This window comes from Salinicola corii (genome assembly GCF_008298015.1).
GTDB lineage: Bacteria > Pseudomonadota > Gammaproteobacteria > Pseudomonadales > Halomonadaceae > Salinicola > Salinicola corii.
In genome coordinates this window covers 48744-74256 of the sequence record NZ_VTPX01000001.1, presented here as the reverse complement: position 1 = coordinate 74256, position 25513 = coordinate 48744, and the positions used below count along the sequence as shown (strand labels likewise).

The window sequence follows — 25513 nt, the reverse complement described above, 5'->3', positions numbered from 1 at the left end:
CTTTCCTGAGTCGTTGGCCGGATCATCCCGCCTTCCATGATCCGCGTCCATCACGTGAGTCAATCCCGCGTGCGGGATCGCCAAGAGATTCCACCGCGGCTCTGGTGCTGGCAGAGGCGCGCTACAAGCCGAATAACTGCCTTTCTATCGCGGCCTTGTCGATGACCGACCACACCTCCTGGATCTTCCCCTCGGCGAATCGATAGAAGACGTTCTCGTGAAACACGACCCGCCGTCCGTCGACCCGCAGCCCCAGGAATTCGGCTTGCGGATGACAGTCGAAACGCAGCCTGCTGCCAACGATCGAAGCGTCGGATACCAGCCGTTCGACGACAAAGTGCAGGTCGGGTATGTCGCGATAGTTGCCGGCCAGCATTTCGCGATACCCGCTGATGCCGATCGTCGAACCGTTGTGGATGACGGCATCGCTGACGAACTCGTCGAGACCCTCGAGATCGCGGGCGTTCAGACACGTGATGTAGGCTTCATAGCGCGGCTTGAGATCCATTCACGTCTCCCCGCCGGATTGGCATGAAAAGGGGGTGCGCAACCCACCCAGAATCAGCGTTGCGAAAGTATCCGCGGCTTCGGCCTCACCGCAATTGCCACGTGCCATCGCGGCTGACAAGGCTTCACCGGCACCGATCAGGCCGATGCAGCGCCGCTCCAACTCGGCCTGCTGCAGATCCACGTACGGTTTCAGCACGGCAGCGAATAGCTGAACATAACCATCGAGCAGCTCCTGGTAGACCGCATCTTTCTCCTCGCTTCCCGCCAGCGCCGCGCCGATCGCGTGCCACTCTCCACTGGTGTCGGCATAACAGTGAATGTAGGCCGAGGCGAGAACCTCGATGGTCTCCTCGATACTGCGCTCGCCACTGGTCAGTGCGGCCTGGAGCGCCGCTGCCTGAGCCTGGTCGATCGACTTGTAGAGTTCGATGAGTAGCTTCGAACGCGTCCCGAAATGGTCGTAGGCGACCGGTTTCGAGATCCCGGCCCGAGCCGCCAGGTGTCCCAGCGTCAACCGATCGGCACCCTCATCACGAATGATCGCCAACGCCGTATCCAGCAGTTGCTGCCGCCGCTGGGCACGGGAAAGCCGGCGAGACACCGGCTTTCCCGTCTCTTCCCGGGGGTTTCCCTTCTCTTTCTCGCGTGCCAATCGATCGCTCCTCGTTGATAACCTACTAAAAGTAGCTTAACGTTATCAAAACCTACCATTGGTAGGTTTTATCACATTCCCAGGAGACGTCTCAATGACACCCGATCCCATTCTACTCATTGGCGGTGCCGGCATCGTCGGTCGCCAGACGGCGAAACATGTGCGCCACGCTTATCCCGACGTACCGCTACTGATCGGCGGCCGCGATCTCGACAAGGCGCAGCGTACGGCCCGGGAGATCGGCCATGCCGAAGCGGTGACGGTCGACCTCGCCGCAGCCGACCTGGGCCTTGGCAAGCGGCCGATCAGCGCGGTGGCGATCTATTTCACGGACACGAGTACCGCCGCGCTCACCTTTGCCCTGGCTCGCAAGGTTCCCTATATCAGCATCTCCCCCGCCCTGTATGAGATCGGCCCGGAAATCGCGGCGTATATGCACGAGCCGGATGCCGCCCCGGTGGTGCTGGGCACGGAGTGGCTGGTGGGTGCCACCACGATCCCCACGCTGGCGTTCGCCAAGTCGTTCAGCCGTATCGACACGATTCGCCTCGGCGCGGTGCTGGATGAGCAGGACGCTGGAGGGCCGGCTTCCTTCGACGATCTCGAGCGCCAGACGCAGGCCATTCCCGCCGTCCAGGTCCGTCGAAACGGCGCCTGGATCTGGCGAACCGGGGATGACCTCAAGACCACCTTTCGCGCAGCCGATGGCGTCGAGATGGAAGCCTCCGCGCTCTCGCCCCACGATGTCGTCGCCCTGGCAACCGCTACGGCCGCGGCGAACGTCGAGTTCAACCTCGCCATCGGCGTCAGTTCCAGCCGCCGTCGCGGCGAGCCGATGTCCACCGAGATTCTGGTGGAACTCGCTGGAGCGGATCATGCAGGCCAGACGCTACACACGCGCCACGCGGTGATTCACCCCGAGGGCCAGATGCCGTTGACGGGGCTTGGCGTGGCGCTGTTGCTCGAAAGACTCCTGGGACTCGACGGTGGGCCCTCCACCCCGCCCGGACTCTACTTCCCGTATCAGGTACTGGATTCACGGCACTATTTCGATCGATTCCATCAGGCAGGCGGCAAGATCGTGACGCTCGAGCCGGCGTGAAGAGGTGGGGTCGGCTCGAGATCGGAGCGCGTGCCGATCCGGCTCGCGCCGACCACGCACGGCGAGGGATGGCGACACGAAGCGATACGACAGGCCCTGCCCATGAACGAAACCCGAATCGCCTCGTGGTTTGGGTGAAGCGCCTTCATGTCGACTAGACTCCAGCCACGGGGACGAAGCCTCCGCGCCAGGGCCGTGTTACCGGCGAGGTGGCGGTCCCGCCGATGAAGACCTGGCTGACGCACGACGTCCTGGCCTCACCTGCAAAAGGAGCTTGCCATGCTTGCCACTGCCGAACGACCGGTCCGGACCGGGCCCAATCCGCTTCACGGGATGCTGCTTGCCGGCGCCTTCCCGCTGTTTCTGGGCGCCGCCTTGAGCGATTACGCCTACTCCACGAGTTACAATGTCCAGTGGAGCCACTTCGCCTCCTGGCTGATCGCCGGCGGCCTGGTGTTCTGCGGCCTTGCGCTGATCTGCGCACTGATCGGAATTTTCCGCCCGGCCGGTAGCCGCGGCCTGTCCGTGCTGTATTTCGTGCTGTTGCTGGCGACCTGGGGACTCGGCTTCGTCAATGCGCTGGTTCACGCCCGGGATGCCTGGGCGACGATGCCGACGGGCCTGACCCTGTCGATCGTCGTCGCAGTGCTCGCGTTCGTCGCCATCTGGATTGGATTCACCAGCCGCAAGAGCGGAGGCCACTCATGAAACACGCCAGCCAACTTCGCTACGCCGCACCGCTGTCGATCCTGCTGCTGGCCGGTGGCGCACACGCTGCCGACCCGGACCCGCAGTATGGTGCCAATCCGGAACTGCCCGATCCACAGCGCGGCCTACTGCCCAACATGGGGGTTCCCGAGCAGGCGCCCTGGGACGACAAGCTGCCCACGGTACCGGACGGCTACCGCATCGACGCCATCGCCACCGATCTCGAGGTCCCCCGTCAGACGCTGGTGCTACCCAACGGCGATATCCTGGTCGCCGAAGGGAAAGGTGGCGGCAATGCGCCAAAGTCCCGGCCGAAGGATTTCATCGCCGGCCTGATCCAATCGAAAGGCACCACCTCGGTCAAGGGCGGCGACCGGTTGACGCTACTGCGTGATAGCGATGGCGACGGCGCTTACGAGGAGCAGACGGTTTTTGCCGAGGGCCTCAATGCGCCCTACGGCCTCGCCCTGGTCGGCAATGATCTCTACGTGGCCAACCAGGATGCGTTGGTACGGTTCGATTACCAGGAGGGCCAGACCGAAGCCAGCGGCGAACCCGAGCTCGTGACGCCGCTGCCGGCGGAAATCAACCACCACTGGACCAAGTCGCTGACCGCGAGTCAGGACGGGCAGCATCTCTATGTCGGTATCGGTTCCAACAGCAACATCACCGAGCGCGGCATGGAAGCGGAAGTCGATCGCGCCGAGATCTGGGAGATCGATCCGGAGACCGGCGCGCACCGCGCCTACGCCACCGGCGTGCGCAACCCGACCGACCTGACGATCCAGCCGGAGACCGGCAGGCTGTGGGCCGTCGCCAACGAGCGCGACGAGTTGGGACCGCATCTGGTGCCGGACTACCTGACCTCCATCCAGGACGGCGGCTTCTATGGCTGGCCGTACAGCTACTGGGGCCAGCACGTCGATCCACGGGTGAAGCCGGAGAACCCGGAAAAAGTGGCATCGGCGATCGCCCCCGATTACAGCCTCGGCTCGCACCGCGCCCCGCTCGGGGTCGCCTTCTCGAACGACGCCGTCGGCGGGGAATTCACAGACGGAGCCTTCGTCGGCGAGCACGGCAGTTGGAATCGTGCCGACCCGGTCGGCTACAAGGTGGTGTTCGTGCCGTTCCAGAACGGAGAACCGGCCGGCGACCCGGTCGACTTCGTTTCCGGCTTCCTCACCGATGACGGCAGAACGCGCGGGCGTCCGGTCGGCGTGACCGTCGCGCCGGATGGCTCGGTGATCATCGCCGATGACCTGACCAACGCCGTCTGGCGGGTTACACGGGATGATGCGGGTCAGCCCGCCAATGACGAGGATGGCGCTGTCATGTCCGAGGACGACTCCACGATGGCGGACGAGGAATCCGACACCGCCAGCGACGATCCGGCCGCCGGGGAGGACACCAGTACCTCGCCCTGAGCCCGAGCAAGCCAGCTCCGCAGCATGAAGATGCCCCGATGGCGACAACCATCGGGGCATTTTTTGTGTCGAGCGCGTTGCCTCGAATTCAAAACCTGGCGGCTTCCGGCGACGCCACCGCCGGCCGCTGCTCGCTCTCCAGTGCTTTCGCGACGGTCTCCAGATGATCGGCGCTGAGTTCGGCCGGCGACCTGGCGCCGATCAGCGTCATGGTGACGCGCATGTCCGCGGCGATCAGTTCCAGCAGATGCGTCACGCCTCGCTCGCCGTCCGCGGCCAGGGCGTAGGCGTAGGCACGTCCGAGCAGAACACCCTTGGCACCCAACGCCAGCATCCTGACCACATCCAGCCCGGAGCGAACGCCGGAATCCGCCAGGACGGTGAGCGCGTCGCCCACGGCGTCGACGATATGCGGCAACGCCTGCGCCGTCGGGATCGCGCCGTCAAGCTGGCGCCCGCCATGGTTGGAGACGATGATCCCATCGGCGCCCATGCGTACCGCGTCCCGCGCATCCTCCTTGTCCAGCAGTCCCTTGATGATCAAGTTGCCCTTCCAGCTATCCCGAATCCACTCCAGTTCGCTCCAACTGATGGAAGGATCGAAATTCTTGGCCAGAAAGCCCATGTAGTCGTCCATGTTCATCTGGCGACCGGTATAGGCCTCGATATTGCCGAACGACAGCGGCTTGCCCTTGAGTGCGACATCGAACGCCCACCACGGATGCGTCACGGCCTGCGCGTATTGACGCAACTTGGCGTGAGGACCGGACATGCCGGAGTGACGATCGCGGTAACGCGAGCCCGGCAGCGGCATGTCGACGGTGAATACCAGCGTCTTCATGCCCGCCGCCCACGCGCGCTCCAGCGTGTTCCGCATGAAGCCGCGATCCTTCAACACGTAAAGCTGGGACCACTGCTCCCCGCCGGCCCCCTTCGCGACCTCCTCGATCGAACAGACCGACACCGTGGAGAGCGTATAGGGGACGCCGGCCTTTTCGGCTGCCCTGGCCGCCTGCACCTCGCCGCGACGCGCGTACATGCCCGTGGCCCCGACCGGTGCCAGCGCCACCGGCATCTGCCAGCGGCTGCCGAGCACGTCGGTCTCGAGTTGGGGAGTGCCGCCGCCCTGCAGCACGCGCTGGCGCAGGGGGATGGCCTGTAGTGCCTCGACATTGCCCCGCATCGTGCTTTCGGTCACCGCACCGCCATCGAGGTAATCGAACAGAAAGCGCGGAACACGCCGCTTGGCGGCGCGCCGATAATCGGAAGGGCCTGAGATGATCATGGATTCGCCTTAAGCTCGACTCGAGAGCGGTGAAAGAGAAGCTCGCCGCGGACGGCACTGGGAGACGTAGCCGCAACGAGACGCTAGCGTATCAAGTCTCTCCGGGGAAAAGCGGGTCGGAAATTAGGACTTTAGTCGGAGGCCATATCCCTGGAAGCTTCTGTCGTTTCACCCCGCCGGGCCGAACGTCTCGAAGTCGATCCGATCCGCATCGACACCACGATCTTCCAGGCCAGCGCTGATCTCGGCGAGAAACCGGGCCGGACCGCAGAGCAGATAGCTCGCCTCTGGCCCCGCGCCGAGTTCGAGCAGGTAGTCTGCGGTGATTCGCCCTTCGATGTCGTAATCGACACCTGCCGTATCGTTCGGACGCGGCGCGCTGTAGAGGATATGTCGCCTCACGTTGCGTGATTGGGACATCAACGCCCCAACCTCGGCCCGAAAGGCGTGTGTCCCGCCGTGGCGCGTGGCGTGGACGAACCAGACCGGACGTTGCTCGCTCTCCGCTTCCGCCACGATCGCGTGCAGCATCGCGACCATCGGCGTGATACCCACGCCGGCGCTGACCAGTACCAAAGGCCCTTGCCGGGAGGGCAAGACGAATTCGCCTGACGGCGGGCGTGCCGCGATCCGGTCGCCGATATCGATCCCGTCGTGCAGAAAACGCGACGCCGTACCCTGATCCTCGCGCTTGACGCTGATTCGGTACGTCCCGGCGGATGGCGGCCCCGAGAGCGAGTAACTGCGACCCACCCGCCCCGGCTGATGCGGTATCTTCAGCTCGACCGCCAGATGCTGGCCGGCCTGGAATGGCGGCAGCGCGCCGGCATCGGCATCGGCCAGATAGAAGGAGGCGATTCGATCGCTTTCGATCACCTTGTCGACGACCGTCAGCCGCAGCGGAGCTTCGTCCTCCCGCCGCCACCGCAGGGCCAGCGCGGCCGGGCGGTCGACCACCTGCTCGACGCTCACTTCGATCCAGCGCTTGGCGTTCGGGTCCTGGCTCTCCTGCGGCGCCCAGTCGATGCGGGCCCGGCCAGTGATCTGCAGCATGCCGCCGGTTTCGAAATCGACGAACAGCAATCCCACACGGGGGTCCTGGATCAGGTTGCCGATGGTGTTGAAGAAGTTGTTGCCGGCATAGTCCGGGATTCGCAGCGTTCCGTCCCCGGCCACCTGCACGAAGCCGGGCTCGCCGCCGCGGTGAGAGGCATCGTAACCCCGGCTCGTGCGGGGCTCCGATCCCGAGGCGTGGTTAAGGTCGAAGCCGGAGCCGATAAAGAAGGTATCCGCCGCAGCGATTCGCGCACGCTGCCCGCTGTCGAGTCGCTCCGAAACGATGGCGTCCGGGGCGGCAGTGGCTTCGACGCGTCGCCACTCGCGCTCGTGGATATATTGCGGACAGTTGCCGAAGCTCTGGCGTACCTCGAGACTCAGGCCGTCACCGGCGGCACGAACGACCCCGTTGAGCCGATTGCGCCGACGTGTCGCCAGCTCGATGCCGAGCAGGCCCACGTCGACGCCGGCAGCGATCGCCGAGGCCAGCGGATCCTGGGCGCCGGGTGCTGCCGCCACGGCCAGCGTTCGGGCGTCGGGCGACTCGATGAAACCCTCGTCGCCCTCAAGCAGCGTGACCCAGGGGCGCCCCTGCGCATCGCCGGCGGCCATGACGACGAAGGGCAACTGGGCAAAAAACGCCCGATGCTGCTCGGGCATGTAGCCGCGGATGAAACTGCCGGCCGAGCTGGCCAGGCTTTCCACGCCGGCGCGCCGCTGCGCCGCGAGCTCGCCTTCGTGGAACAGCGTCTCCTGGAAAGTCGTCTCTTGGGAAGGCATCGTTTCGCGTGTCATGACCGACCTCCGTTCGAACGTCCTCGAGTCAGGCCAGCGCCGGCGAGCGCGCCATGCCGATAAAGCGGGGCAGCGCCTCGATACGCGCCAGCCAGGCCCGGACGTGCGGATAGTCGGCGAGACCGACACCGCCTTCCGGCGCGTGGGCGATATAGCTGTAGCCGGCGATGTCGGCCAGCGTCGGCCTGTCGGCCGCCAGCCAGTCGCGATCCTCGAGATGGGCATTCATCATCTTGAGCAGCGCGTGCGCCTTGGCCTTCGCCGCCTCATGATCGAGCGGCGCATCGAACACGGTGACGAGGCGCGCGGCGCAGGGACCGGCGGCGATCTCGCCCGCCGCAATCGAGAGCCAGCGCTGCACCTGCGCCTTTTCGAGCGGCTCGGTACCGATCCAGAGGGCAGGATCACCGTAGCGCTCGACCAGATAGGTGATGATGGCGTTGGAATCCGAAAGCGTGATGCCGTTGTCCTCGATCGCCGGCACCTGCCCCAGAGGGCTGATCTTCAGATAGCCGGGCTCGCGGTGGGCGCCATTGGCCATGTCGAGATCGACAATGTCGTAGGGTACCTCGAGCAGGGCCAGCATCAGTTCGACACGGTGGCAGTGGCCCGACTTGGGGTTGCGATACAGCTTCACGGACTGGTCGTTGAGGGCGTTGGTTTCAAGCTCGGCGTTCGACATGACAGGCTCCTTCATCGCGATGATGATCGGGTTTATCGAAGCCGTTACTCTAGAACCTCACGAACAACGGAAGAATAGGGTTATTCTGAAAGGAACTGTTTTGTATTCTGAAATTATCATTCCTCTCGAGCCAAGCAGGACATCATGGATCGCCTTCAGGCTCTGAACGTTTTCGTTGCCGTCGCCGAAGCGGAGAGCTTTGCCAAAGGGGCAAGCGCCATCGGGCTCAGTGCGCCGTCTGCAACGCGTGCCATCAACATGTTGGAATCCACTCTTGGCGCCCGACTTTTTACCCGCTCGACCCGGCGTGTCAGGCTCACCGATGTCGGCCGGACGTATCTCGCAGAAGTGCGCGAGATCCTCGCTCATCTGCAAGCCGCCGACGACATGGCCTCGGGCGCGGCCAACACGCCCGTCGGGCAACTGCGAATCACCTGTCCGCAGGAGTTCGGGCGAATCCACGTCGCGCCACTGCTGACCGAGTTTCTGGATGAGTATCCCCGGGTTCGCGCCGACGTGCTGATGGTCGACCGCATCGTCAACCTGGTCGAGGAAGGCTTCGATATCGCCTTGCGCATCGGCCACCTGCCCTCATCCGAGCTCTCCGCCGTCCGGATCGGCCAGGTTCGCCGCGTCATCTGCGGCTCGCCGGACTATTTCGCCACGCGGGGGCGCCCGCAGGCACCCAGCGACCTCCTTTCTCATCGGGTGGTTGCCAGCGGGTCCACGCCTCCCCTCAACGAGTGGCGGCTCGGGCAGGACGGAGCGCATGGCGTCAGGGTGCATCCTCGACTCACGGTCAGCAGCCTGGCCGCGGCCATCGACACCGCCAGGCGGGGCTGGGGCCTGTGTCGCGTGCTGTCGTATCAGGTCGGGCCCGACCTCGAGTCCGGCACGCTCCAGACCGTGCTGGAAGAGCACGAGCCCGCCCCGCTGCCGGTTCATCTCGTGCATGTGGAGGGGCGCCGCGCGGCAGCGAAGGTTCGCGCCTTCATCGACTTCGCCGCGCCGCGGCTGAGGCAGATAGCAGTATTGCGTTGAGGTGATACCGACTCAGGGCGACCCGAAACACTGGATAGACGCTGCGCAACCACTCCGCCGTTCCGTGACGTAGCTTGAAGTTTGCGGACATCTGCACTCTCCCTCGACGGGGCACCAGCCGGGCCTGCCATGCCGGAACTGGCGCAACCTGATCCCCGTTTTTTCTACTCGACGGTCAAGACGATCTTGCCCTGGATATGGCCTTTGGCGGCTCGTTCGTGGGCCTTGCGGGCATCGACAAGCGGGTAGACACTGTCCACGACGACGCGAATCGTGCCGTCATCAAGCAAGCGCCCGATATCTGATAGCTGAGCCCCGTTCGACCGAACCTGGGTGGTCGAGATGGTGACGCCCCGCGCCGCGGCTTCCTCGGCACCGTCGAAACCTAGCGGGTAGATTGGGAACAGGGCACCGCCGCGCCTCAGCGTGGGCAAGAAACGCCCCGTGGTCGGGCCTCCAAGCGCATCGACGACCAGGTCAATGTCGTGGACGACGTCCTCGGGCGGCGTCTTTGTGTAATCGATGAACTCGTCGGTTCCGAGCTCGCGAAGAAGCGATTCATGTTTGCCCGACGCCACGGCAATGACGTGTGCACCCTTCAGTTTCGCAATTTGCACCGCAAAGTGCCCCACACCACCCGCGGCCCCATTGACGAGGACGGTCCTGCCCTCGAGCGGCACCGGCTGGTGCCGGTTCGGCTGAAGCGGATTGGGTTCATCGTGACCCAGTTCGACCATGAACTGCCACGCCGTGAGCAGCGACATCGGCGCCCCGGCGGCATGTACATGATCGATGCCGGTTGGCTTGGGTGCGACTTCCGACGCCGGCACGCTGACGTACTCGGCGTAGGCCCTGCTTTCCCCGAACATGCCGTCAGGGAAGCGAACCATCGAATACACCCCATCGCCGATGGAGAAGCCCTTGACATCGTCGGCGACCGCCGCGAGGACGCCGGAGACATCCGTTCCCAGAATGAGGGGGAAATCCAGCTGCGGCTGCCATTCAGGCGGCAGCGTTCTATAGCCATCGCGCAGATACCAGTCGGGCGGGTTGAGGCCAGCCGCGTGAACGCGAACGAGCACTTCGCCCGCTTTCAAGGCTGGCACTGGCGCATCCTCGAAACGCAGTACATCGGGGCCGCCGAATTCGTACTGGCGAATCGCTTTCATCGTTTGAGTCGGCATGACTTTCTCCCGAGCCACAGGTGGGCTATCGTTATCGGAGCAGTGCTCCGAATAATCGGAGCACCGCTCCATTTTGTCAAGGCTTGCCGATGAGAGTTGATGCCAGGAAAAATTACGACTGTCTGCTTGCGGTTGCGAGCGAGGTTTTCGCCGACCAGGGAGCCGACGCGTCGCTGAGAGACATAGCGCGCAAAGCTGGCGTCGGGCTGGGCACGCTTTACCGGCACTTCCCGACGCGAGAGGCTTTACTGGAAACGGTGCTGCGCGCCAGCTTCGAGGCACTGGCGGAGCGGGCCAAGGTGCTCGAGCGCTCGGACTCGGCCGACGAAGCGCTCTTGGCGTGGATGCAGGAAACCACGGAGTTCACGTACAGCCAGCGGGGCATCATCGCGTTGATGATGGACGCCATCGAGGATACGGATTCCGAACTCCATGCTTCATGCGTCATGCTACGCGCGGCAGGCACGGCGCTCCTCACTCGAGCTCAAGCCGAGGGCAAGGCCCGGGACGACCTGAATGGCGCGGAGCTGTTCGATCTCATTGCGGCGCTCGCCTGGCTACGCGAACAGCCGTCTCACGCGTCTCGTGCCGACCGACTGTTCGATATCGTCGCCGGTGCCGTTCTGAAGGATCGCGGCGACGTCTGACGAAACCGACTATCAACGGGAAAAGCGCCATACTCCTGCGCTCTTCCCGTCGAGCCAACCCGTTTAGCGCAAGACAACCTCACCGATCCAGCCCGCTCATCAGCACATATTTGACGTCCACGTACTCCTCGATACCGTAGAAGCTGCCCTCGCGGCCATAGCCGGACTGCTTGACGCCGCCGAACGGTACCGAGGCCGTGCCCACCGAGCCGCTGTTGAGAATGACCATGCCCGCCTCGATCTCACGGGACAGGCGGAAAGACCGGCCCAGATCCCGCGTATAGCCATAGGCGACCAGACCGTACTCGGTGGCATTGGCACGCTCGATGACCTCCGCTTCCGTCTGGAACCGGTAGACGGCGAATACCGGGCCGAATATCTCGGTCCGGGCCATCTCGGCATCGTCGTCGAGCTCGGTGACGATGGTCGGCTCGTAGAACAGGCCGCCGAGACCATGTGCTCTTCCGCCGAGAGCGATGTTCGCGCCGCCCCGACGGGCGCTCTCCACCAGCGAGGAGACTTTCTCCAGGCCGGTACGATTGATCATCGGCCCGACGACGAAATCGTCACGCATGCCCTCGCCGACTTCGATACGCGAGACGCGTTCGGCCAGCGCCTCGACGAACCGGTCGTGAATCGCGTCGTGCACGTAGAAGCGATTGGGCGAGATGCAGACCTGGCCCGAATTGCGCAGCTTGGCACCCACCGCGCCTTCCACGGCGGCCTCCATGTCGGCATCGTCGAAGACGATGAACGGGGCATTGCCCCCCAGCTCCAGCGTCATGCGGGTCAGCGTCTGACCGGCGGCACCGGCCAAGGTGCGGCCGACGGCGGTCGAGCCCGTGAACGAGATCTTGCGGATCCGCGTGTCGCTGGTGAAGCGCTCGCCGATCTCTTTCGGATTGCCTGTCACCATCTCGAACACACCTTCCGGAATGCCCGCCTCGCGCGCGGTTTCCAGCAGCTTGTAGGCCGTCAGCGGCGTTTCCTCGGACGGCTTGATGATCATGGTGCAGCCCGCCGCCAGTGCCGTCGCCACCTTGCGCGTGATCATCATGAACGGGAAGTTCCACGGCGTGATGGCCGCCGTGGGGCCGACCGGCTCCTTGACCACCATGACTTGAGCGTTCGCCGCATGGCTGGGAATGGTGTCGCCGTAGATCCGCTTGGCCTCTTCCGCGTACCACTCGATGAAACCGAGGCCGTATTCTATCTCGCCATACGCTTCGGCGAGACACTTGCCGTTCTCCTTCACCATCAACTCGGCGAAAGCCGCCTTGTCGTCGCGGATGCGCTCGAACCAACCGCGCAGCAGCTCACTGCGCTCTTTCGCCAATTTGCGGGACCAGGCGGGAAAGGCCTCGCAGGTACGGTCGATGGCAGAATTCACTTCGGAAAGGGTCATGGCCGGTGCCTGGCCGACCACGGTGCCATCGGCGGGGTTCAATACGTCGATCATGGAGATGCGCTCCTGAAAAGCAGAACAGGGGACGCCAGACGAGAGACGCTTCTGGCGAACGGATCTCATCGATGCCTTCACCGATGAAGGATTGCATGATAGATATCCACAACCGGGAAAGACGATGGCCTACAATCTGCTTTCATTGCCTAATACTATTAACTCCTAATAATATTGCTTCGCCTTCACCAAGGCCGAAGCTTGGCAACCCCGTCCGAACGCCCGATGACCCGGATTCAGGCGCTTCGTCGAGAACGGATTTCAAGACAGGACCAGACGACATGAGCAGGAGCGATCCCATACCCTCCTCGACCCTGCACCATCGCCACAAGCCCGACGCCCGGCAGGAGGAGATGGTCGCGCTGCTGAAGACGCTTGCGCCGGATGAGGGCTACAACCTGACGGCACTGCCGGATGTCCGGTTTCTGCGTTCGAACCGCCCTTTGGATTCCACCCCCGTGCTGTACGATCCCGGTATCGTCATCGTCTGCCAGGGCCGCAAGCGGGGATTCTTCGGCGGCCAGGTCTACCTCTACGATGAGCAGCACTACCTGGCGGTTTCGGTGCCGGTGCCCTTCACCATGGAAACCGACGCCAGCGAGCGGGAGCCGCTGCTCGCCATCTACATGCATCTGGACTTCAATCTCGCCGCCGACCTGATGCTGCAGCTGGACCAGCTCGGTGGTGTCGAACCCGCCAATCCCCAAGGCATGATGTCGACCCCCATGGACCGCCGACTGAGCGATGCGGTGCTGCGTTTCCTGGACGCCATGAGCCGGCCGCTCGATGCCGAGATCCTGGGTCCGTCACTGGTACGGGAGATCTACTTCCACGTACTGACCGGCGATCAGGGCCCTTCGATGCGGGCGGCGCTGGCCATGCAGGGCCAGTTCGGCAAGGTGGCACGTGCCCTGCGCTGCATTCACGCCTCCTACTCGACGGATCTCGACGTCGAACAGCTCGCCCGCAGCGCCGGCATGAGCGTTCCCACCTTCCATGCGCACTTCAAGGACGTCACTCACACTTCGCCCATGCAGTACCTGAAGTCCACCCGCCTGCACCAGGCGAGGCTTCTGATGGTCAGAAACGGCATCACGGCAGCGACAGCCAGCGCTCAGGTCGGCTACGAAAGCCCGTCCCAGTTCAGTCGCGAGTTCAAGCGTCTTTTCGGCAGAAGCCCGATGGCGGAAGCCAGAAGAATGCGGGAGGAGTTCGCCATCCCGCCCGCCCACGCCGCAGCGACGTTCGTCTCGTCGCATTGAGGAAGCCAAGAAGCGCTGAATATCGCGAGATGACACTAATACTCAATATATCAACGACGTCACGTTGCCCATTCCTCTAGTTTTCCGTAAGCACTTCATCCAGAAATGCGGCGATGCCATCAAATGCTTGATGCCGCTGGCGCTCAAGGATGAGCATGTGAGTGGTCTGCCCGATCTCGATCCAGCGTTTGTAGGCGGCACCAGTGAGGCGGCGAAAATAAGCCTGGTTCGTGTCCAGCGGCACGTCGCGGTCCCATTCACCATGGATCAACAGCGTCGGGGCCGTGATCTCGCCTGGGTCGTAGTAGGCGCGACCTGCGGCCCAATAGTCTCTCCTATCCTGCACGACCCCGTTCGGCACGTGATAGGGATTCGCATCATCGGCGCCAAACGTGATTTGTTCCCACTTTTCGACCAGCTCACGCGGAACCAAGGCCTCTCGCTGTTCATCCGGCACCGCGCCGAGCCAGCGTTCGCGTGCTGCCTCGCGGGAAACGGTGCGGTAAGCGCCAAGCTCGCCGCCCGTGTCAATCGACACCGATCTGCTATCAATCCATTGTGGCGCGATCAGCCCAAGCTTGTGCACGTGTTCGGGAACACGTGCAGCATACGCGCCCGCCACCGTACCACCCCATGACATGCCGATGAGGTTCAACTGCGAGAGACCGTTTCGTTCGATGACATGAGATATCGCGCGGCTCAGGTCGCTGATCGCAATCTCCGTGCTGACCGTCGGCGGACTGGCATCGGACGGCGCCATCATTTCCGGCGGTCGCGTCGAGCCGCCATAGCCTCTGACATCGACCGAATAGACGTCGTAACCACGCATCGCGAGGAAATCCATGAATGACCCCGTCTCGCCGTGGGCAACGTCAAACAGACTGTCACCGGCATAGGTCGCAGCGTGCATGAGCATCACCGTACGTTCACTACCAAACGCCTCGATATGGGTGCGCCGGCGGTTACGCAGGTATAGCTGGACACCAGCGGTATCGCTGTCGATGAACCACGACTGGCTGGCCAACGCTGGGTGAGAAAAGGTTGTTAGGGTTGCGTTCTGATTCATGATCTTGCTCCGGATTCTTCGTACTGCCAGGCGTAGCCGTCCCCGCGTCGGGTGATGCGGCCGGCGGAAGGTGCCGCGAAGTGCGTGCTGAAGTACAGAGCGTCATGTTCGACCGCATGATTCAGCGCCCAATAGCGAGAGGCGCGCGCCGGTTCGGCAAACTCACAGAACACGGAATTCCAGTCCGGGCAGTACACTTGAACCGGGGTATGCAGCACGTCGCCACCGAACAAGGCACGCTCACCCTTGGATACCAGGCTGATCGAAGTATGCGCGTAGCTGTGCCCCGGCGAACTATGGAAGGCCAGGCCGTCGACCACTTCGCGGCCGTCGGGCTCAATCATCTTCGCCAGCCCAGCGTCGAGAACCGGCTGGACGCTATCCTCGAAGCTGCCATGGCTTGGCGGCTGGACATTCGCCGGATTGGAATAGAATCGGTATTCCTCGGTTGGAAATACGTATTGCGCATTGGCAAACGTGGGTACCCAGGCGCCGTTCTGCCAACGGGTATTCCAGCCCACGTGATCGACGTGCAGGTGAGTGAGCAACACATAATCCACGTCCTCTGGCTGGACCCCGGCTCTGGCCAGGTTGTCGAGAAACGGCGTATCCAGCCGGTCGAATATCGGATTATCGGGACGCCGCTTGTCGTTTCCGGCCCCAGTATCGATCAGGATGGTGTGGTGCGTCGTCTGCACCAGCCAGCAATGCACACTCTGATTGAAATGTGCATGATCAGCGGTCAGGTCATGGGACGTCAGCGCGTCCAGGTATGGCTTAACTGCCGAATATTGCCAGTCAGGATAGAGTCGAGTGGCGGGGTTGTTCTCCAAGGGTTGGTCGACAATACGTGTAATCCGCGTATTGCCCACTTGATAAAGTTCTGCTTCAAAAATCGGGTCGGATGAACTCATAGTCATAACCGCTGCAGTTTCGAATGGTGCAGCGCAGAATGCACCCAGCATTGCTGCCGACCAACCACCGCCGCGCTAAAACAGTTGTCGCGCAAATGCAACAATCAGTTGGATACGCGCAGAGAGGAAAGCCCAGTGGATAAATTCGCTGCCATGCGCGCCTTTATCGGTGTGGTCGATGCCGGTAACTTTAGCCGGGCCGCCGAACAACTCGACCTGCCCCGGCCAACAGTGACGCGCCTCGTCCAAGAGCTCGAAAAGGAGTTACAGATCCAGCTTCTGCACCGGACCACCCGGCGCATGACCGTCACCGAGGAGGGGCGTCGGTATTACTTGGGCGCCCAGCAACTCGTCGCCGACGCCGACGCTTTGGAGTCCGATGTGGCGGGTGCGCGAAGCCGGCCGCGTGGCACGATCCACGTCGACGTGCCAGGCACGCTCGCGTCATCTATCATCATCCCCGCCTTGCCCGATTTCTTTGCCCAATATCCCGATATCGCTATCGATCTGAAAATCGACAACCGCTCGTCCGACCTGATCGAGCGCGGCATCGATTGCGTCATCCGGATCGGCTCGATAATCGACGACCGTCTGATCGCCCGGCCGCTGGCCGAACTGGCCTTTTTGACTCTGGCCAGCCCGGCGTATCTCGCCACTCGTGGCAGGCCTGAGCATCCGGAGGAACTCGCCGGCCAGCACACGCGCATCCAGGTCGTGTCCCCTCGAACCGGCCAAGCCTTTCGAACTACCTTAACCCGTGGTGGCGAAAGCGTTTCCCCTTGCACTGACCATCATTTGGCAGTCGATGACGCGCGGGCCGCACTCGCCGCATGTCGCGAGGGTTTGGGTATTACCACTACCTACGCACTGCTCGCCGCCCCCTATCTGGCGTCCGGCGAGCTCGAGATGATCCTGGATGATTGGGATTGTGGCCGCACGCCGGTACAGGTCGCTTATCCGTCCACGCGAATCCCGGCCCAGCGAGTGCGAGTATTCGTAGACTGGGTCCAGGATCTCTTCAAATCCCGCAGGTAGAGGCTCTGGACCATCGCAAACAATGTCAGCGATATCTATATCGCATCCAAGGCCGGAATAAGTGCTTGCGCGCGTGCTGCCCGATGAGTCGCGCAGCCGACAGGGAGAGGTCACCGGCCCCCATGCTTTCCTGGTGGGCAGGCATGGGGGCTGGATCAACACGCAGGTTATCCGCGCCAACGGCGGTTTTGCTTAAGGACATATTGATGGTGAGCGCCAAGAGCCGTCGCGAAGCAGCCGTCATCCTGACCAGTGGCCCCGCCATCCTAGACCACTCACTGATTCTGGATCGCCCTGGGTAACGACCATCCACTGCTCGTCTCTGCCCACGCGTGGGCCGCCGCCAACAGAATGGCTTCATGACCCGAACGTGCCAGGAGCTCGAGTCCGACGGGCAAGCCTTGACTGTCCAATCCAATTGGTAGATTGATGGCAGGCATCCCGGTTACTGGCGCCAACAGTGCATTGCTACCGTCCTGAGTTCCGCCGAGTGTTGTAGGCGGATGCCGCAGCGTTGGGTAACACAGCAAATCCAGCCCCTGGTCTATCATTGCGCTTTCAATCTGCTCGCGTAGCGCATCCTGGCGCGCACGCGCCTGCTGATACTCCGGACTGTCGGGGCCTGCATGATAGGCACGGTCACGCAGCACAGCCGCCATCTGTTCGTGATGCCGCCCCTGTTCGACGATGGTCTTCAGTGAATCAACCGGGCTATCGGGCCGTGCCGCTAGGTCCGCCGTCAACGCGGAGGCAAATTCGTAGGCAATGACGTTCGCACTATCGACGGCTCCTTTCAGACCATTGAAGTCGATCGGTGCACAACGCACGCCAAGGGTCTCGAAGCGCTCCACAGCTCGGTACGCGACCGCTGAAATGTCGCGGCTGGCTGCTTGTTCATCGCCAAACCACGTATCCAGCACACCGATCGAAAAATCGGTCCCCACTTCGGACATTGGGTAGGGCTGACCTGACAGCGCAGCAAACGCACGCTCCAGGTCGACGGCATAACGGGTGATCGGCCCCGGCATATCCTGTGTCGGGGACAACGGAAGAATACCCTGGAGCGGCAGGGCACCGCGGGACGCGCGCAGCCCGAATAGGTGATTGAACGCGGCCGGAATACGAACGGAGCCGGCTGTATCGCTGCCGATCGCCAACGGCACATAGCCTGCGGCCACGGCCACCGCCGCCCCGCTGCTCGATCCGCCCGGTGAGCGATCGAGTGCATGCGGATTGCGCGCGAAGCCTGTGAGCGACGAAGCGCCGGTAATACCGGCGGCCAACTCATGCATCGCGGTCTTGCCAACGATAACGGCTCCGGCTTGTCGCAGACGTCGCACGATCTCGGCATCTTGCTGGGCGATCAGACCGATCAAAGCGCACGATCCGGCGGTCGTCGGCCAGCCCGCGACGTCCATGTTGTCCTTGACGAGTATTGGAATACCTTCCAACAGGCCCAATGAGCAGCCCATACGGCGGCGTTCATCGCTGGCGGTTGCCGCGGCACGCGCCTCGTCCGCGAAGACATAGGTGACGGCGCGAAGCGTCGGCCCCTGCTTGTCGAACGCCTCGATGCGGGCAAGGGCCGCCTCGACCAGGTCGATGGCGCGCCAGCGCCGAGCATCGAGCCCGGCAAGCAGCGTATCGAGCGAGGCAATGGCAAAATTTTCGATTGGCATTTGGAACCTTCCCCTCTACTTACACAAAGCGCCAGTCGTGGCGCGTAGGGTCGACTGACGACCGCGTGATGCGGCCGACCGAACTCTCGGCAAAATGTGAGCTGAAGTACAACGCATCATGTTCTGCACACCAGTCGAGCGCCCACGCCCTGGAGGTGACAGCACGGGGCTTGTCTTCACAGAACGTAGAGTTCCAATGGGGATAGCGTGTCTGAATCGGATGGTGCATGACGTCACCACCGAACAAGGCGTACTCGCCCTGCGACATCAGAGCAATCGAGGCATGGTCTGGACTGTGTCCTGGAGAGGGATAATAGGTCAGCAACTCGTCGAGCGCGGTTTCGGCCGGTGGGTCGAGGGTCTCGGCAAGCCCTGCATCCAATATGGGTTGAATACTGTCGCCAAGAATCGTGGCGTGAGCCGGGTCACGCTGCCAACGATCGAGTTCGGATGCTGAAAAGACATAACGTGCATTGGGAAACATCGGCAGCCAATGACCGTCGTTCCAATAGGTATTCCAGCCCACGTGATCAGTGTGTAAATGTGTCAGCAGCACAGTATCGACGGCAAGCCGATCAACGCCCGCTGCAGAGAGTCGCTCGGCGTATTGAGTCTGTAAGTTATGAAACAATGGATTGCCACCACGATCCCGATGGTTCCCCGTAGCCGTATCGATCACAATCAGACGCTGCGGCGTTCGCACGATCCAGCTATGAATCGACACCGCGACTGTATTCGGTACATCGGTGGCTGCCAGCTCGTCCTGATGATCTGGAAACAATTGCGAAGCTGGAAACCTTGCGACCTGCTCGGTCACTCGGGTGATTTCTGCCTCACCTACTCGATAATGGTTAATCTCGGGCATAGCACTACCTACTCGATAATGGATAATTCTGAGCATCCGATGGAGAAGGAACGTTCTCATGGCGCCAGTATCGCGCTCGTCCCAAGGAGAGACCAATGCTTTTGGCTAGCCCTGCTGATGCCTATGGGGCATCAATGCTTCGGTGATGAGGCAGCATGTTGAACTCAAACACAATAGTGCCCAGTTTCGATTTAGGCACAGACTGACATTCGATAAGGACTCTCTTCTATGGAGCTGCGCCATCTGCGCTATTTTGTAGCAGCTGCCGAGCACGGTAGCGTTCATGAAGCGGCCGAGCAGCTTCACATCAGCCAACCAACGGTGTCGCGTCAGATCCATGATCTTGAAGATGATCTGGGTGCGACGCTGTTCTTGCGCTCGGCCAGAGGGCTCGAGCTAACGCCAGTGGGCGAGATGTTTCTGAGGCGGGCAAAGAGGCTCCTAGAAGATGTCGAGGCCGCCAAAGTGCATGCCGGCCGTATGGCTCAGGGGCTAAGCGGGCGGCTCTCACTGGGCTTCGTGGAAAACGCGACCTGGGGTGGTCTACTACCGCAGATACTCATGCGTTTCAAACAGCATGCCCCCGACGTCGATCTCGAATTATTACCGCTAAACTCCAGCGATCAAATCGCTCAATTGGAAAGCGGACGTCTGGATGGCGGTTTCATCTATCCGTTTGGTGGCATAGCACCGTGTATGGAAACGCTAGCGCTGGACACGCATAACGTGGTCGCCGCCCTGCCCAGCGCCTGGCTATCCGAAACCTCGCCGCCTCACAAATTGGAGGAACTGGCGGACAGAGACTTCATCACCTTCCCGCGTCAGATCTATCCTGCTTATTTCGATCATCTCCAGCGCGTTTGCCTGTCGCTAGGAGTGCCGTTGCGCAGCATCCAGACAGCGGAAACCGAAACCGCCATTCTCTCATTGGTCTCCTCAGGCATGGGAGCCGCCATCGTCAACTCGGCCAATCGGTTTCGTCCACCATCACTGATCGAGCTGGTCGAGCTAGAAAATCTCTCGATACCGCTCACACTAACTTTTATTCATGCGGCATCGAATCCAAACCCTGCACTACGTTCGTTTCTGGCAATTATGGAAGCGGAGTGCAGGGCCAGCTTGTGATGCCTTTGCAAAGTGCAGCCAACCGACAACCAATATGGCAGGCCGAATGAAGAGGCAGTACATCCCGCCTTTCAGACAAGATTGCGATTCAAGGTATTTCGGAAATCTTCGAAAACTGGCGTGTCGTAACCTTTTCGCCAAGCCAGTTTCGTAGTGACTTTGCAAAGAGGGATACACTTCAGGTTATCGGGAGGAAGCAGCGTTTGATAGACACTCTCCGGCAAGACCGTTGCATACCTACCTGTGCATGCCAAGGCAACCATCACGTGATACGACGGCGACTCCTGAATTTCCCATTCCTTTCGCTCGGGGATCCCCAAGTACTCTTCGGCGATTCTTCTATAAGTACACCCCAGCGGAAATGCTGCCAGTTTATTTACCGAGACATCATCCAGGCCAAGATTTTCAATTCCTATCTCCGGATGCAGCAAGACAAGAGATTCTTCCCAGGCGTTATGAAACTCCAAGCCAAGCACATCCAGTTTTTCTGATAGCGGGCTCTCGATGAAGGAAGGTGGAATGGCTAGGAAGGCACCATCGATCTTTCCCGATCGAACATCATCCAGCAGCCGTATCGATGGGCTCGTTGTGAGGTCCACGCCATGCTCAGGGAAAGACGTGTGAAAGGCAGCTAGAAGCCCCGGCAAACGGCTCGCGGCCGTTGCCTCCATGCTGCCGATCCTGATCGACCCGGGAGAACGTCCTCCCGAAACGACATGCATCGTCTCCGATCGAAGGCTAAGCATACGCTCAGCGTAATCAAGAAAAACCTCGCCTGCAGCCGATAGGGAAAAGCTTTTCCCCGCCCTCACTAGTAGCTCGGCACCGACGCTCGCTTCCAGCTTTTGCAGTCTCGTGGTCACGTTCGACGGGCTCTTTCCCAATCGCCGAGCCGCCCCCGTTACACTGAGCTCATTCGCGACGCAGACGAACACCCTGAGGGATTCAAAATCTTCCATTACGCCAGCCTCTTAATGAAAAATGCCGGTAATAAAGTACTCCACGGCATCTAGGTAACCCTTTTGATAAAACTGACTATACGTCACAGTTTACCAGTAACGAACTGGGCTTCTCCAAGGCCAAAACTCCAGTCCGGCCCCGTATTTTCTATCACCGAGACAATCAGATCACTAGGCTTTATCCCACAATATGTTTCCAAGCGACTGGCCAAGGACCGATAAAGCTCGACTTTCATCTCCTCCGGCCGTGATTTACTGATCACGGTCATGACAACGGCAGCGTCGGTCCTTTCCAGGCCCAGCCCCGTATCGGCGAGAATCATCTCACAGGGCTTATGACTATAGACGATCTGGTAGCGATCCGACTCGGGTACCTGAAAGCTTTCAACAACGGCTTGATGCGCCGCATCAAGCAACGCCTTCAATTCATATGCTTTCCTACCTTCAACGACATCAAACTTAACAAGAGGCATAACATTCCAGTACCGAGCAGTGGATTCACCCAACGTGAATAAATGGACAATAAACGCCCCTAGAAAAAGGCGTTTCTAATGTCACTAATGGGCACTTCCGTTCGCATTTTAAGTGTCGTCGGCTCAAGCTCCTTCTCCGACAGGCAATTCAACCATGCCTTCCTCGGCTCAGCGCAATAGATTCGTTTGACACCTTCCCCGAGGAAATTTTCCAAATCAACGTCTTCACCGGGATAAAGTATCCCAAAGGCCTTCCGGGCTTCATCTGGATCGGACACCTCTCGGGCCACACATTGCAGATAAAGACACATCAGGTTATTGGTCCCTCTTGCTCGCGTCGAATCGTAGAAGGTCATGAATATCGAGCTATTTCTGGCAAAATTTTGGGAGTGCTCGGCCAATGTCCAGGACGACCAATAGAAGTTTAGACCGGAGTCCGGAAGCGCGGTGACCGGTGTATTCCAAGGCACGTCGTCGCGCGACGTAGCGATATTAGCATAGAGACATTTTTTCAGAATTTCGGCCGAGCGACTCGCCAAGTTCAAATCACCCATAAAAACCTCCCTTAGTTAACATCAGTCATCATTCCATCAAGCACTTTCAAAAAGCCTCCCAACCAAGTTTCAAACCGAAACGTGTGAGATAAATAATGACATTTGGCGCCTTCAAACGTTAACGTCTACAACCACCCTTCCTTTAAGCCTACCGGCCAGCATGTCCGGTGCTCGTTCAGAAACTTCATCAAGACCAATGGTGGTGATCAAGCCTTGTAAAGCCGCCCGTTCTAAATATTTCGCAAGGAGATCCCAAGCTTGGAGTCTACGTGTCTTGCTGCAATAAACGCTATCTATACCCACGAGAGTTATACCGCGCAAAATAAAAGGTGCAACGGTAGCAGGAAACTCCATTCCCTGGGCTAGACCACAGGCGGTGACTACACCACCGTATTGAGTACTCGCACATGCGCTGGCAAGCGTACGGCTACCGACTGTATCCACTACACCACACCAACGTTCCCGAACCAGCGGTTTGCTTGATGAGCTGAGTTCCGTCCGATCGATAACATCCGATGCACCTTGACGTTTTAACCAACCGGTTTCGCTAGACTTACCCGTGGAAGCTACAACGCGATAGCCGAGGTTTGATAGTAGATTCACTGCAATACCACCAACACCTCCCGAAGCACCAGTGACCAAGATTTCACCATCAGTTGGCATAATATTGTGTTGCTGCAATGCAAGCACACACAATGCCGCTGTATAACCAGCAGTCCCGATAGCCATCGCTTCCTTCGTGGAAAAAAGCTCAGGTAGAGGGAGCAGCCACTCGCCTCTTACGGCAGCGCGTTGGGACATCCCTCCCCACCATGATTCGCCAACCCCCCATCCATTAAGCAGTACAGCATCTCCCACTTTAAACTTGGGGTCTTCGCTTTTAGTGACGAAGCCCGCGAGATCAATCCCGGGGACAAGAGGGAAGTGGCGTACAATGGGCGACTCGCCCGTGATTGCCAGTGCGTCCTTGTAATTGAGCGTTGAATACTCGACTGCCACTTCTATCGGCTCTTCGGGTAGCTGCTCGGTTGAGAGTGATGTAATTCGTGCTTGGTATCCTTCGTCATCCTTGGAAACAAGGATCGCTTTAAAAGACGTCATATCGTGAGTTCCTTAAGCCGGAATCGCAATAAACCAGGGCTCTAGACCACGGTGGCACCAGCCTATCTCCCAAGCCTCATCGTTCTCATATTGAGAAAGATACTTGACTAATATTCTCTTTTCAAGAAAATATGGGCGTCCGATCTCCATACGGATACGATCCCCTGCCCAGAGCGGTGCGGTGCGGTGCGGTGCGGTGCGGACACAGCATGGTCCGGGAGTCCTGCGGCAGCCTTCATCGTGGTTTTGACCTACCTCGGTTACCACAGCCCAGAAGCACATCCTGCCCCCCACATTCAGGAGCTGTAGAAATGAGTCAAAACAAGGGAAAACTCAGCGCATTCGATGAGCTGATGGGCATCCGGGCTGGTCAGCAGCTTGCGCCCAATGAGGTGAGCTTTACAGGAGAGGATCCGCTGTTTGTATCTCCTTTTCGTATCGGGCGAACATTGGCCCACGCACTGGCGGCACGCAGTGTGGCGGCAAACGATTTATGGCAACTGAAGACCGGACGCAGGCAGTCCATCAGTATTGATGCCAAGGCAGCTGCAGCGACTGCGTTGGGCGGCGAAGACATGACACTGGTCCGCGATCATTACAGCCAATACCGTCCCGCGCCCATTTCGGAAGATGTCGAGCATATGGTGGCGCTCACCCAACCGTGGCTGACGGCGGATGATCGTTGGTTCGTACCCCATTTCAACTTGCCGCATCTCGAACGCCGAGTACTCGATGTTTTGCAATGCAAAAATACGCCTGATTCGGTTGCCGAGGCTGTACGACGCTGGAAAGCCGATGAACTTGAGGAGGCTATTGCAGCAGCAGGCGCATGTGGCGGGAAGGTTCGCACGCCTGAGGAATGGTTTGCTCACCCTCACGGTGCTTATCTCGCATCACGGCCTGTCGTTGAAATCACCAAGGTTGACGATGGAGCGCCGCAGCCACTCCCCGAAGGTTCCCAGCCGGCATCAGGTATCAGGGTTCTTGATCTCACCCGTATTCTTGCAGGTCCAACGGCGGGCATTGGTATGGCCGAACATGGCGCTGATGTCCTGATGGTCACTGCACCCCACTTGCCCCAGGTCGCGCCTTTTGTACGTGATACTAGCCATGGAAAACGTAGCTGCTTCCTTGATTACAACGACGCCTCGGACGCTGCTCGGCTCAGGGATTTAGTTAGTGATGCGGATGTATTCATCGAAGGATATCGTCCCCACCGCCTTGAGGCTCACGGGTTCGGTGTAGAGGAACTCGCAAAGCTTCGCCCTGGCTTGGTATACGTCAGTGTAAACTGCTACGGATCGGGTGGGCCCTTTGCATCACGGGCTGGTTGGGATCAGGTAGCACAGGCCGTAACCGGCATTTGTGATCTTCAGGGGCAAGCGATGAAGGCAGGCAAGCCTATGCTGACGCCAGTCTATCTATGCGACTTCCTGACTGGTTATCTCGCTTCCTTTGGCGCCATGGTGGCACTGGCTCGACGTGCTCAGGAAGGCGGTACATATCACGTACAAGTCTCTCTGTGTCAGTCCGCCATGTTTCTTCAGCGTCAGGGACTACTTGAGCATTTCGATAATGCGCCGGGGCGACTGTCATCTGAAGAATTTGAAGCCTACGCCATACATGACGACCACACACCCTATGGTGATCTGAAAAGCCTTGGACCTGTGATTCGCATGTCCGAGACGCCACCTCGATGGGAGAGAACGACACCTGCACTCGGTAACGATACGCCAGAGTGGTTGTCGCGATGATATAGAGTCCGTGACGGTTGTTATCTAACCAATCTAGTGCTGGGAACGTAAAGCGGACAGATCCTTGGTGGGGAGATGAGGTTTGCGATGCGGCATCAAGGCGTCTCCCGAAGATGGCCGGATCAACATAGCGGACATGCACCCTCCTCCCAAGTCGGGCATGCTGATGGGCAAGGAGACA

At 60.4% G+C, this 25513-nt stretch carries 24 protein-coding genes; 9 read left to right on the top strand and 15 right to left on the bottom strand.

The window, feature by feature from the left end; all coding sequences use genetic code 11:
• Positions 1 to 121: 121 nt before the first annotated feature.
• Both F0A16_RS00375 and F0A16_RS00370 read right to left on the bottom strand, forming a co-directional pair.
• Positions 122 to 508: an ester cyclase gene (locus F0A16_RS00375; protein WP_149433431.1), complete on the bottom strand. Its 387-nt coding sequence runs from the start codon at positions 506 to 508 to the stop codon at positions 122 to 124.
• The gene (locus F0A16_RS00370) at positions 509 to 1162 is read right to left on the bottom strand and encodes a TetR/AcrR family transcriptional regulator (protein WP_239023654.1); all 654 of its coding nucleotides are present in this window, start codon (positions 1160 to 1162) and stop codon (positions 509 to 511) included.
• Positions 1163 to 1256: 94 nt separating this feature from the next.
• On the opposite strand from F0A16_RS00370, the gene F0A16_RS00365 reads away from it, so the two are divergent.
• The 3 genes from F0A16_RS00365 (at position 1257) to F0A16_RS00355 (ending at position 4396) form a co-directional block, all read left to right on the top strand.
• Positions 1257 to 2264 carry an NAD(P)-dependent oxidoreductase gene (locus F0A16_RS00365; protein ID WP_149433430.1) on the top strand — a complete coding sequence of 336 codons (1008 nt, stop codon included), beginning with the start codon at positions 1257 to 1259 and terminating at the stop codon, positions 2262 to 2264.
• Positions 2265 to 2543: 279 nt separating this feature from the next.
• The gene (locus F0A16_RS00360) at positions 2544 to 2972 is read left to right on the top strand and encodes a DUF2231 domain-containing protein (protein ID WP_149433429.1); all 429 of its coding nucleotides are present in this window, start codon (positions 2544 to 2546) and stop codon (positions 2970 to 2972) included.
• Positions 2969 to 4396 (top strand): PQQ-dependent sugar dehydrogenase, encoded by a 1428-nt coding sequence (locus F0A16_RS00355; protein ID WP_149433428.1) that lies wholly within the window; start codon positions 2969 to 2971, stop codon positions 4394 to 4396. The genes F0A16_RS00360 and F0A16_RS00355 overlap by 4 nt, the downstream gene beginning before the upstream one ends.
• Positions 4397 to 4484: 88 nt before the next feature.
• Here F0A16_RS00355 and lldD read toward each other — a convergent pair whose 3' ends face one another.
• The 3 genes from lldD to F0A16_RS00340 form a co-directional block, all read right to left on the bottom strand.
• Positions 4485 to 5681, bottom strand: a complete 1197-nt coding sequence (gene lldD / locus F0A16_RS00350) for an FMN-dependent L-lactate dehydrogenase LldD (RefSeq protein WP_149433427.1) — start codon at positions 5679 to 5681, stop codon at positions 4485 to 4487.
• Between the two features lie 168 nt (positions 5682 to 5849).
• Entirely contained in the window at positions 5850 to 7532 is a 1683-nt protein-coding gene (locus F0A16_RS00345; protein WP_223119674.1) for a pyridoxamine 5'-phosphate oxidase family protein, read from the bottom strand.
• A gap of 28 nt (positions 7533 to 7560) precedes the next feature.
• The gene (locus F0A16_RS00340) at positions 7561 to 8214 is read right to left on the bottom strand and encodes a glutathione S-transferase family protein (RefSeq protein WP_149433426.1); all 654 of its coding nucleotides are present in this window, start codon (positions 8212 to 8214) and stop codon (positions 7561 to 7563) included.
• A 144-nt stretch (positions 8215 to 8358) separates the two neighbouring features.
• Here F0A16_RS00340 and F0A16_RS00335 point away from each other — a divergent pair, with 144 nt between their 5' ends.
• Complete coding sequence (locus F0A16_RS00335) at positions 8359 to 9255, top strand: LysR substrate-binding domain-containing protein (RefSeq protein ID WP_149433425.1); 897 nt, start codon at positions 8359 to 8361, stop codon at positions 9253 to 9255.
• A gap of 164 nt (positions 9256 to 9419) precedes the next feature.
• Here the strand turns inward: F0A16_RS00335 and F0A16_RS00330 are convergent, their stop codons facing one another.
• Positions 9420 to 10424, bottom strand: a complete 1005-nt coding sequence (locus tag F0A16_RS00330; protein WP_239023653.1) for an NADP-dependent oxidoreductase — start codon at positions 10422 to 10424, stop codon at positions 9420 to 9422.
• 104 nt (positions 10425 to 10528) lie between these two features.
• Here F0A16_RS00330 and F0A16_RS00325 point away from each other — a divergent pair, with 104 nt between their 5' ends.
• The gene (locus F0A16_RS00325) at positions 10529 to 11086 is read left to right on the top strand and encodes a TetR/AcrR family transcriptional regulator (protein WP_149433423.1); all 558 of its coding nucleotides are present in this window, start codon (positions 10529 to 10531) and stop codon (positions 11084 to 11086) included.
• Between the two features lie 79 nt (positions 11087 to 11165).
• On the opposite strand, the gene F0A16_RS00320 is transcribed toward F0A16_RS00325, so the two are convergent.
• Entirely contained in the window at positions 11166 to 12545 is a 1380-nt protein-coding gene (locus tag F0A16_RS00320; protein ID WP_149433422.1) for an NAD-dependent succinate-semialdehyde dehydrogenase, read from the bottom strand.
• 281 nt (positions 12546 to 12826) lie between these two features.
• Here F0A16_RS00320 and F0A16_RS00315 point away from each other — a divergent pair, with 281 nt between their 5' ends.
• Positions 12827 to 13807, top strand: a complete 981-nt coding sequence (locus F0A16_RS00315; RefSeq protein WP_223119673.1) for an AraC family transcriptional regulator — start codon at positions 12827 to 12829, stop codon at positions 13805 to 13807.
• Between the two features lie 76 nt (positions 13808 to 13883).
• Here the strand turns inward: F0A16_RS00315 and F0A16_RS00310 are convergent, their stop codons facing one another.
• The gene (locus tag F0A16_RS00310) at positions 13884 to 14873 is read right to left on the bottom strand and encodes an alpha/beta hydrolase (RefSeq protein WP_149433421.1); all 990 of its coding nucleotides are present in this window, start codon (positions 14871 to 14873) and stop codon (positions 13884 to 13886) included.
• Entirely contained in the window at positions 14870 to 15787 is a 918-nt protein-coding gene (locus tag F0A16_RS00305; protein WP_149433420.1) for an MBL fold metallo-hydrolase, read from the bottom strand. Before F0A16_RS00305 ends, F0A16_RS00310 begins: the two co-directional genes overlap by 4 nt.
• 135 nt (positions 15788 to 15922) lie before the next feature.
• Between F0A16_RS00305 and F0A16_RS00300 the strand changes: the two genes are divergently transcribed.
• Entirely contained in the window at positions 15923 to 16822 is a 900-nt protein-coding gene (locus F0A16_RS00300; RefSeq protein ID WP_149433419.1) for a LysR family transcriptional regulator, read from the top strand.
• 275 nt (positions 16823 to 17097) lie between these two features.
• On the opposite strand, the gene F0A16_RS00295 is transcribed toward F0A16_RS00300, so the two are convergent.
• Positions 17098 to 18501, bottom strand: a complete 1404-nt coding sequence (locus F0A16_RS00295) for an amidase (protein WP_149433418.1) — start codon at positions 18499 to 18501, stop codon at positions 17098 to 17100.
• 19 nt (positions 18502 to 18520) lie between these two features.
• Positions 18521 to 19366 (bottom strand): MBL fold metallo-hydrolase, encoded by an 846-nt coding sequence (locus F0A16_RS00290; protein ID WP_149433417.1) that lies wholly within the window; start codon positions 19364 to 19366, stop codon positions 18521 to 18523.
• A gap of 228 nt (positions 19367 to 19594) precedes the next feature.
• On the opposite strand from F0A16_RS00290, the gene F0A16_RS00285 reads away from it, so the two are divergent.
• Positions 19595 to 20491, top strand: coding sequence for a LysR family transcriptional regulator (locus tag F0A16_RS00285; RefSeq protein ID WP_149433416.1), 897 nt, complete (start codon positions 19595 to 19597; stop codon positions 20489 to 20491).
• A gap of 71 nt (positions 20492 to 20562) precedes the next feature.
• Here the strand turns inward: F0A16_RS00285 and F0A16_RS00280 are convergent, their stop codons facing one another.
• From F0A16_RS00280 to acuI, 4 genes are all read right to left on the bottom strand, one after another.
• Complete coding sequence (locus tag F0A16_RS00280; RefSeq protein ID WP_149433415.1) at positions 20563 to 21450, bottom strand: LysR family transcriptional regulator; 888 nt, start codon at positions 21448 to 21450, stop codon at positions 20563 to 20565.
• 83 nt (positions 21451 to 21533) lie between these two features.
• The gene (locus F0A16_RS00275) at positions 21534 to 21923 is read right to left on the bottom strand and encodes a tautomerase family protein (RefSeq protein WP_149433414.1); all 390 of its coding nucleotides are present in this window, start codon (positions 21921 to 21923) and stop codon (positions 21534 to 21536) included.
• Between the two features lie 59 nt (positions 21924 to 21982).
• Positions 21983 to 22477: a pyridoxamine 5'-phosphate oxidase family protein gene (locus F0A16_RS00270; protein WP_149433413.1), complete on the bottom strand. Its 495-nt coding sequence runs from the start codon at positions 22475 to 22477 to the stop codon at positions 21983 to 21985.
• 111 nt (positions 22478 to 22588) lie between these two features.
• On the bottom strand, positions 22589 to 23578 hold the full coding sequence (gene acuI, locus F0A16_RS00265; protein WP_149433412.1) for an acrylyl-CoA reductase (NADPH): 990 nt from the start codon (positions 23576 to 23578) through the stop codon (positions 22589 to 22591).
• A 311-nt stretch (positions 23579 to 23889) separates the two neighbouring features.
• On the opposite strand from acuI, the gene F0A16_RS00260 reads away from it, so the two are divergent.
• On the top strand, positions 23890 to 25332 hold the full coding sequence (locus F0A16_RS00260; protein ID WP_149433411.1) for a CoA transferase: 1443 nt from the start codon (positions 23890 to 23892) through the stop codon (positions 25330 to 25332).
• The last annotated feature ends 181 nt before the right edge of the window (positions 25333 to 25513 follow it).

Excerpts from the sequence above, each read along its gene's own strand:
- F0A16_RS00375 (WP_149433431.1), bottom strand. The coding sequence starts at position 508 with ATGGATCTCAAGCCGCGCTATGAAGCCTACATCACGTGTCTGAACGCC.
- F0A16_RS00365 (WP_149433430.1), top strand. The coding sequence starts at position 1,257 with ATGACACCCGATCCCATTCTACTCATTGGCGGTGCCGGCATCGTCGGT.
- F0A16_RS00360 (WP_149433429.1), top strand. The coding sequence starts at position 2,544 with ATGCTTGCCACTGCCGAACGACCGGTCCGGACCGGGCCCAATCCGCTT.
- F0A16_RS00355 (WP_149433428.1), top strand. The coding sequence starts at position 2,969 with ATGAAACACGCCAGCCAACTTCGCTACGCCGCACCGCTGTCGATCCTG.
- lldD (WP_149433427.1), bottom strand. The coding sequence starts at position 5,681 with ATGATCATCTCAGGCCCTTCCGATTATCGGCGCGCCGCCAAGCGGCGT.
- F0A16_RS00345 (WP_223119674.1), bottom strand. The coding sequence starts at position 7,532 with ATGACACGCGAAACGATGCCTTCCCAAGAGACGACTTTCCAGGAGACG.
- F0A16_RS00340 (WP_149433426.1), bottom strand. The coding sequence starts at position 8,214 with ATGTCGAACGCCGAGCTTGAAACCAACGCCCTCAACGACCAGTCCGTG.
- F0A16_RS00335 (WP_149433425.1), top strand. The coding sequence starts at position 8,359 with ATGGATCGCCTTCAGGCTCTGAACGTTTTCGTTGCCGTCGCCGAAGCG.
- F0A16_RS00330 (WP_239023653.1), bottom strand. The coding sequence starts at position 10,424 with ATGAAAGCGATTCGCCAGTACGAATTCGGCGGCCCCGATGTACTGCGT.
- F0A16_RS00325 (WP_149433423.1), top strand. The coding sequence starts at position 10,529 with ATGAGAGTTGATGCCAGGAAAAATTACGACTGTCTGCTTGCGGTTGCG.
- F0A16_RS00320 (WP_149433422.1), bottom strand. The coding sequence starts at position 12,545 with ATGATCGACGTATTGAACCCCGCCGATGGCACCGTGGTCGGCCAGGCA.
- F0A16_RS00315 (WP_223119673.1), top strand. The coding sequence starts at position 12,827 with ATGAGCAGGAGCGATCCCATACCCTCCTCGACCCTGCACCATCGCCAC.
- F0A16_RS00310 (WP_149433421.1), bottom strand. The coding sequence starts at position 14,873 with ATGAATCAGAACGCAACCCTAACAACCTTTTCTCACCCAGCGTTGGCC.
- F0A16_RS00305 (WP_149433420.1), bottom strand. The coding sequence starts at position 15,787 with ATGAGTTCATCCGACCCGATTTTTGAAGCAGAACTTTATCAAGTGGGC.
- F0A16_RS00295 (WP_149433418.1), bottom strand. The coding sequence starts at position 18,501 with ATGCCAATCGAAAATTTTGCCATTGCCTCGCTCGATACGCTGCTTGCC.
- F0A16_RS00290 (WP_149433417.1), bottom strand. The coding sequence starts at position 19,366 with ATGCCCGAGATTAACCATTATCGAGTAGGTGAGGCAGAAATCACCCGA.
- F0A16_RS00285 (WP_149433416.1), top strand. The coding sequence starts at position 19,595 with ATGGAGCTGCGCCATCTGCGCTATTTTGTAGCAGCTGCCGAGCACGGT.
- F0A16_RS00280 (WP_149433415.1), bottom strand. The coding sequence starts at position 21,450 with ATGGAAGATTTTGAATCCCTCAGGGTGTTCGTCTGCGTCGCGAATGAG.
- F0A16_RS00275 (WP_149433414.1), bottom strand. The coding sequence starts at position 21,923 with ATGCCTCTTGTTAAGTTTGATGTCGTTGAAGGTAGGAAAGCATATGAA.
- F0A16_RS00270 (WP_149433413.1), bottom strand. The coding sequence starts at position 22,477 with ATGGGTGATTTGAACTTGGCGAGTCGCTCGGCCGAAATTCTGAAAAAA.
- acuI (WP_149433412.1), bottom strand. The coding sequence starts at position 23,578 with ATGACGTCTTTTAAAGCGATCCTTGTTTCCAAGGATGACGAAGGATAC.
- F0A16_RS00260 (WP_149433411.1), top strand. The coding sequence starts at position 23,890 with ATGAGTCAAAACAAGGGAAAACTCAGCGCATTCGATGAGCTGATGGGC.